Genomic DNA, 7,103 nt, shown 5'->3' with positions numbered 1-7,103 from the left:
GAGTGAACGTTTCAACTACGCGAACAGCGACGCCGTAGTACGTGAGTCAGCACAACGGGAGGAAATGCAATGGGTGCCGCATTTAAATTCAGCAAGGCGTTGAAAAATGAAGAAGGAACAGCTGCATTCATTCCTTACTCCAGCCACGTATCAAGCACCGCAGTCAAGCTTATTGGCGGCGATTACATTCAAGTCATCCGGCTGCAGGGTGCTGCGCATGAAAGCGCCGACGTCGATGACATCAATGCCTGGCATGACGGGTTGAACAATTTCATGCGCAATATCGGCTCGTCGAATGTCGCCGTATGGTCGCATGTGGTGCGACGTCATTTCGGCACCTTCCCCGGCGGCGACCATCCGCTTGGTTTCTGCCAGGCGTTCAATGAAAAGTACCTTGCCCACATGGCGGACGAAAATATGCTGGTCAATGAATTGTATCTGACCATCGTATATCGCCCTCAACCCGTCACACTCGGCAAGCTGTTTGACCGGATCGGCGCAAAAGCATCGATCAGCGTTCAGGACAAGCAACTCGACGAGCTCGACGCGCTGCAGGACATCACCGATACCGCCCTGGCGGCGCTGGACCGGTACGACCCGGAAGTGCTCGGCTGCTATGCACACAACGGTACCTTGTTTTCCGAAACGCTGGAATTCCTGGCGTTTCTCATCGATGGCGAGTGGCGCCGCTTTCCATTGCCGCGCGCAGCCATCAAAAATGTGCTGGCGACATCGCGTCCCTTCTTTGGCAAAGGCGGTTTGCTGTCGTTAAAAGGGCCGGCACGCACGCAGTACGGCGGCATGCTGACGATTCAGGAATATCCTTCCATCACCTGCCCTGGCATCTTGAACGACTTGCTGGGCAAGCCCTTCGAACTCGTCATATCGCAAAGCTTCACGTTTTTATCCAAACCGGTGGCGGTTGGCCGCATGAAACGACAGCAAGGCAGGATGGTCAATGCCGGCGACGTGGCCGTGAGCCAGGTGGCGGAGATCGATCAGGCACTGGATGACCTGACCAGCAATCGATTTGTGATGGGTACGCATAGCTTCAGCATCCTGGTGCGGGCCGATGAGCAAAGACTGCTGAACGACTACATCAGTGACGCCATCTCGGCGCTCTCCGAAGCGGGCATGAAAGCTGCACGGGAGGATGCCGGCATTGCCGGCGCCTTCTGGGCGCAACTTCCCGGCAACTTTGAATATCGGGTGCGCCCGGGCGATATCACCAGCCGCAATTTCGCCGGCTTCAGCTGCTTTCACAACTATCCGACCGGCCGCATCCGCGGCAATCAGTGGGGCGATGCGGTGACCGTGTTCAAGACCACGTCCGGGGCCCCGTACTACTTCAATTTTCATAAAGGGGAACAAGGTGCCGACGCGAAGAAGGCGGCCAGGCTCGATCCGAATCACAAGGACCTCGCCAACACGATTGTCGTCGGCAAATCGGGCACGGGGAAAACGGTGCTGGAAATGGTGCTGCTTGCGCAAGCGCAGAAATTTCACCAGCCCGACAAGGGCAAACTGCTGTCCTGCGTGCTGTTCGATAAGGATCTTGGCGCCGCCGTCGGCGTCCGGGCGATGGGCGGGCGCTACTACCCGTTAAAGAACGGGCTCCCATCGGGCTTCAATCCCTTCCAGCTTGCTCCCACGCCCAACAACCTGACCTTCCTCGAACGCCTGATCAAGCAGCTCGTCAGGAATGATCAGATGCCCATTACACCCCGACAGGAAACAGAAATCAGTGAAGCGATCAAAGGGGTGATGGGTGCACCACGGGAAAAGCGTCGGCTCAGTTCGCTGATTGAATTTTTCGATCCGACCGATGAGCGCGGCGTGCACATTCGCTTGCAGAAATGGTGCCGCGGCAAGTCGCTTGGCTGGCTGTTCGACAATGCCCAGGATAGCCTGAACCTGGATGACTGCACGATGGTGGGCTTTGACGTGACCGAATTTCTGGACAACGATGAAACCCGCACGCCGACCATCATGTACCTGTTTCATCGGATTGAAAGCCTGATCGATGGCCGCCGCATTCCGATCTTCCTCGATGAATTCTGGAAGCTGCTCGACGACCCGGCGTTTGAAGACATGGCGCAAAACAAGCTGGTGACGATCCGAAAGCAGGATGGCTTTCTGGTGATGTTCACGCAATCACCGCGGCAGGTGCTGAAGTCACCCATTGCGTACGCGATCATTTCGCAAACGGCGACCAAGATTTTCCTGCCGAATCCGGAAGCCGATTACGACGACTATGTCAACGGCTTCAAGCTGACGATGCGGGAATATGAAATCGTCAGGGAGCTGGGCGAGAAGTCGCGCCGTTTCTTGATCAAGCAGGGTCAGAACAGCGTCGTGGCGGAACTGGATTTGCGGGGTTTCGATGATGAATTGGCGGTCTTGTCCGGCAACACGGCAACGTCGGCGCTCGCGGAAAAGCTGGTTGCGGAACTGGGCGACGATCCGGCGCTCTGGTTACCGGAGTTTCACCGTATCCGCAAAGGGTTGCCATCATGAAGATGCTCAAGCGAAGTTTTGCAGTGCTGGCGCTGTGCGTCGGTGTCGGCGCCGGCAATGCGGCGCATGCGGGCATCCCGGTGATTGACATGGCCAATCTGGCACAAGCCATTCAACAAGTCGTGGCGTGGGGGCAGCAGTATCAGCAGATGGTGCGCCAGATCCAACAGCTGCAGCAGCAGTATGACAACCTCAACGGCGTTCGGGGCATGGGTAACCTGGTCAACAATCCGATTGGTCGCCACTATCTGCCGGCAGAGTATGGAATCATCCTCCGGCAAGGTGTCGGCCAATGGGAAGCCATCTATAACGCCTCCCGGCGCTTCGATATCTCGCTAAGCGGGCTGGATGCCGCGGGCGACGCGGTGCGGGCGTTTGAAAACAGCGGCCGGCAGGTGGCCATCAATCGCGCCACAGCGGAAGAAGCGTACCGCACTGCCAGTCAGCGATTCGATGATATCCAGGTCTTGCTGGACCGCGTCAACAATGCGCCAGACGCCAAAGACATCGCGGATCTGTCGAGCCGCATTCAGGCGGAACAGGTCATGATGCAAAACGAGGCCAACAAGCTGCAGATGCTGCATCAACTGGCGCAAGCCCAACGTGACATCGCATATCAGCAAGCGGCGGAAATGCGAATGAACGCTACCAGTGGAGAAATACCCGCCGGCTGGTAAGGGTCCCGCCGATCAAGTTGCAATTTACTGAGGCCTACTGCAATGACAAATCTCTTTATGACAACAGTGTCATTCGCTCTTCTTACAGCCTGTGGGGTTGATGTTCCAACAGTTGACGATCCACGCAACATTGTTGTGAAAGGCAAGCAGATAACTCAGGCTGAGTTTTTGCAGACATATTGCATGGGTAAAGTGGTTAGCAATAATTGCGATCGGGTAAAGAACTCAATGTCGAAAGAAGTCACAAATGGTTCGCTACCGAAGGGTTGGTAAAGCATGCCAAGTAATTTTCACTTCTACGAACGCACTTTTGCAGACTTAAACATACCTTTGGAGAATTATTGGGAAACCGTCGCAGGCAACATCGTCGAAGCAATAACTCCCGTTTCAATCACCTTACTCTCAATTTATTTTGTTCTGTGGGGTTGGGCCATGATGCGTGGCGTTATCTCAGAACCTGTTACAGACGGCTTGGCGAGAATTCTTCGATTATCGATCATTACAGGCATAGCTCTGAGCGTTACTAGATACGGCAACTTTTTAGCGAATTTGTTGTGGAATTCGCCTGAAGTAATGGCTGAATACATTGCTTCAGGTTCGGCAAGCAGTGAAAACAACATGCAATTCCTCGATCGGTTGCTATCGCAAATCTATGACCTAGGGAATGCGTTCTGGCAAAACGCGCATGCCTCATCAGGACTGATAGGCGTTCCTGACTTAGGGCAGATAGCGATTGCAATCCTTATTTGGGCGAGCGGTCTTTTGGTAACTGGCTATGGCGCTTTTCTGCTCGCGTTGTCAAAAATGGCACTTGCCATCATTCTAGGCGTCGGCCCTATCTTCATTCTGCTGACGATCTTTGAACCCACTAAACGATTCTTCGATGCTTGGTTAGGACAGGCTTTGAACTACGTTTTCACGGTGATGCTAACAGCAGCTGCGATCAAACTCATTTTATCTATCCTCGCAACTTATTTAGCAGATGCAACCGCGGCGGGCGTTCTAGCACGTCCTTTTATCAATCAAGCATTGCCATGTCTGGTTCTAAGCATCATTGGTATATTGGTAATGATGCAAATTCCCTCCATTGCCTCCTCTCTAAGTGGGGGAGTCGCGATCGGCACATTGGGTGCAGTGGCCTATGCCTATCAAAAAGCGAAAGGTGCTGCTGGCTCGAGCAAGAACCTAGTAATCGGCCAAACGCTGAGCGACATGCGGGGTGCACGACGAGCAAGAGTGTTGAATGCAAGATGGGCGTCCAACCACCCCAGTCTGGGTCGTCTCGCCGTGGGGGCGCCGATGGCGGTCTATCGGAAAATCACCGGATCGACCAACCGCGTTTCTCGACACTGATTCCCGTAAACGGACAGTTCTCCCCTACCCGAAAAACCGCTCCTTTCTTTGCCTGCCACACGTCCATCACCGTGTTATGGCCCTGCAGAGCCACTTTACCCTCGCCAGCCTTGCGAATGAAGCAATTTTATGAACCCATTCTTGTACTTAATCCTTCTTTTCTTTTTGGCCGGATGTGCCGGCTCTCCTCCAAAGCCGGTATTGCCGCAAGGTGATTACCGGCCGATCAACAAGGTCGCCGTGCCGGCACCAACCGACGTGTTCCATTTTGCCTATGAAGGCGACATCGGTGGCGCGCTCCCTGCCTTGAAGGGTGTGACACCCCAATTGACGGTGCTGCCAGCCATCGGCACGCCAGTGCCGCTGCCTGTTCGCATCCGGCTACGGGCAACCACGCTTGCCGATGCGCTGCACGCCATTGATGCACAAGGAGGGACCGTGGCTGATGTGGTCAGAAACACTACGCCGGCCCACATCGAGCATCCGGTGTTTCTCCGCTATAGAGCGCCCGGTGACGTCGCGCCGGGCAGCATAAAGAGGAAAAAGCCGCAATGAAGAACCGCGAAAAGCAGGATCTGAAAGCCTATCTGGACGAAGCCCGGACGTGGGAGACCGACCGCGTGCGCGAAATCGAAAGGTCGAAAGCCATTGCCTGGTGGATCGCCGGCCTGGCCGGCGTCACCACGATGATGTCGGTGGGCGCCGTCGCTGCGCTGGCGCCGCTTAAAACGTCGGAACCGTATGTGATCCGGGTTGACAATGCCACCGGCATCGTCGACGTGGTCGAAGCATTGACCGATGGCAGAACGAACTACAACGAGGCCGTCAACAAGTACTTCACGCAGCTGTATGTGCGTTACCGCGAGGGCTACTCGAAAGAATTGGCGGAGGAGTACTACAACAACGTCGGCATTCTCTCTGGTTCCGTCGAGCAGCAAAAGTACTATCAGTTCTTCAATCCAAAGAATGCGCAGTCACCCCTGAACATTTATGGCCCCCATGCAAAAGTGCGGGTTCGTATCAAGGGCACTACCTTCATCAAAAACAATGTGGCGCTCGTGCGCTACACAAAAGACATCGAGCGCGGTGCCGACAAGCCGCAGGTGACGCACTGGTCGGCCACCATCACCTTCAAGTACACGAAAGCGCCGATGGCGGAGAAAGACCGCGCTGTTAATCCACTCGGCTTTCTGGTCGCCGAGTACCGCAATGATCCGGACGCGCCGGGGCTGGAGCCAGCCCTACAGGCGGCGCAAGCGCCAGCGGCACTGCCACCGGCGGCGCCGGTGACGTTGTTTCCGGCAGCGCCGGCGCCCTTGGCCAGCCCCCATGCTGCGCCGGCGGTGCCGGCGATCCGGCAATGAGAAAGACACGATGAAACATTTTCTGATCCTCGGCGCCCTGTTGCCGTTGGTGGCACTGGCAGAAATCACGCCAGCCAAGGGCAAATACGATCCACGGGTACGCATCGTCGATTACAACCCGATGAATGTCGTCAAGCTGGCGACGTTCTACGGGGTGTCCACGCATGTGCAGTTTGGCGACGACGAAACCATCCGCGATGTCGCCGTTGGAGATGACCAGGCATGGAAGATTGTTCCGCGAGGCAAGCACCTGTTCATCAAACCGCAAGCAACCAAAGCCGATACCAATGTCACCGTGATCACGGATAAACGCACGTATCAATTCGCGCTCGTGGTGCAACCCCGGCCAATCCGCGATTCGACCGCCTGGGCCGACCCCAACCTGGTGTTTTCTCTGGCGTTTCGCTATCCGGACGAGAGCTTGGCGCGCGCGGCGGCGAACGCCGGGCGCGACGCGGTGAAAACGCGTCTGGGCGAGGCCCGATCCCGGCCTGCCGATCCGGATAGCGCAGCGCACAACCTCGATTACTGGGTCGCCGGCGCCGAAGCGGTCAGTCCGACCGCGGCACGCGATGATGGCCGCTTCATTTATCTGACCTTCGCCAACAACCACGACATGCCGGCGGTGTATTCGGTGGATGACACGGGCAATGAAGCCCTCATCAATACCAGCGTTATCGATGGCAACACGATCATGGTGCAGCGCCTGGTACGCAGCCTGATGCTACGAAAAGGCGATGCCGTGGCATCGGTGATCAACAAGTCCTTCGATCCCGATGGCGGGCGCGATAACCGCACCGGCACGATTTCACCCGATGTCGACCGGGTCATCAAAGGAGGCCGGTGATGGGCCTGTTTGATCGATTCAACCGCAGCAAACGCGTGGCAGCACATTCGGACACCGGGCCGGGTGACGACAGCTTGCCGCACATGGGGGACGACCCGGCAACGCTAGCACAAGCCATGCAATCGCGGCAAACGAGCGACGATGGCCGCGCACGCGACCAACGGCACGCACACGCTGCGGCCGGCGACGACAACGACGGATTGCCGTCGGTGAACCGGCGCCGGGCAGGCAACAAACTCGTCACCGCGCTTGGTTTTGTCTTCATCCTGGGGACGGCCGCGGCGCTGATTGTTGCTGTCAATTCCGATAAAAAGCCGAAACCGAAAAAAAGCCAGACCGAAGAAC

Annotated in this window: 7 protein-coding genes and 1 pseudogene; all 8 read left to right on the top strand. The window is 56.4% G+C overall.

What is annotated here, in order from left to right:
- Positions 1-69 precede the first annotated feature (69 nt).
- Positions 70-2,517 carry a VirB4 family type IV secretion/conjugal transfer ATPase gene (locus tag V7080_RS21845; protein ID WP_334190494.1) on the top strand — a complete coding sequence of 816 codons (2,448 nt, stop codon included), beginning with the start codon at positions 70-72 and terminating at the stop codon, positions 2,515-2,517.
- Positions 2,514-3,194, top strand: coding sequence for a P-type DNA transfer protein VirB5 (gene virB5, locus V7080_RS21840; protein ID WP_334190493.1), 681 nt, complete (start codon positions 2,514-2,516; stop codon positions 3,192-3,194). The genes V7080_RS21845 and virB5 overlap by 4 nt, the downstream gene beginning before the upstream one ends.
- 42 nt (positions 3,195-3,236) lie before the next feature.
- Complete coding sequence (locus V7080_RS21835) at positions 3,237-3,467, top strand: hypothetical protein (protein ID WP_334190492.1); 231 nt, start codon at positions 3,237-3,239, stop codon at positions 3,465-3,467.
- A 3-nt stretch (positions 3,468-3,470) separates the two neighbouring features.
- On the top strand, positions 3,471-4,547 hold the full coding sequence (locus tag V7080_RS21830; RefSeq protein WP_334190491.1) for a type IV secretion system protein: 1,077 nt from the start codon (positions 3,471-3,473) through the stop codon (positions 4,545-4,547).
- Between the two features lie 240 nt (positions 4,548-4,787).
- The gene (locus tag V7080_RS21825; protein WP_334190490.1) at positions 4,788-5,102 is read left to right on the top strand and encodes a hypothetical protein; all 315 of its coding nucleotides are present in this window, start codon (positions 4,788-4,790) and stop codon (positions 5,100-5,102) included.
- Positions 5,099-5,911, top strand: a complete 813-nt coding sequence (locus V7080_RS21820) for a virB8 family protein (RefSeq protein ID WP_334190489.1) — start codon at positions 5,099-5,101, stop codon at positions 5,909-5,911. The genes V7080_RS21825 and V7080_RS21820 overlap by 4 nt, the downstream gene beginning before the upstream one ends.
- A 10-nt stretch (positions 5,912-5,921) precedes the next feature.
- A complete protein-coding gene (virB9, locus tag V7080_RS21815) occupies positions 5,922-6,758 on the top strand; it encodes a P-type conjugative transfer protein VirB9 (RefSeq protein ID WP_334190488.1) in 837 nt (278 codons plus the stop codon).
- Positions 6,758-7,103: pseudogene (locus V7080_RS21810) on the top strand (hypothetical protein); the annotation flags it as partial. The gene virB9 and the pseudogene V7080_RS21810, both read left to right, overlap by 1 nt.

The sequence above is a fragment of the Noviherbaspirillum sp. genome, from assembly GCF_036846085.1.
Classification (GTDB): domain Bacteria; phylum Pseudomonadota; class Gammaproteobacteria; order Burkholderiales; family Burkholderiaceae_D; genus Noviherbaspirillum.
The sequence above is the reverse complement of the archived record's forward strand: the minus strand, read 5'-3'. Positions and strand labels throughout refer to the sequence as shown.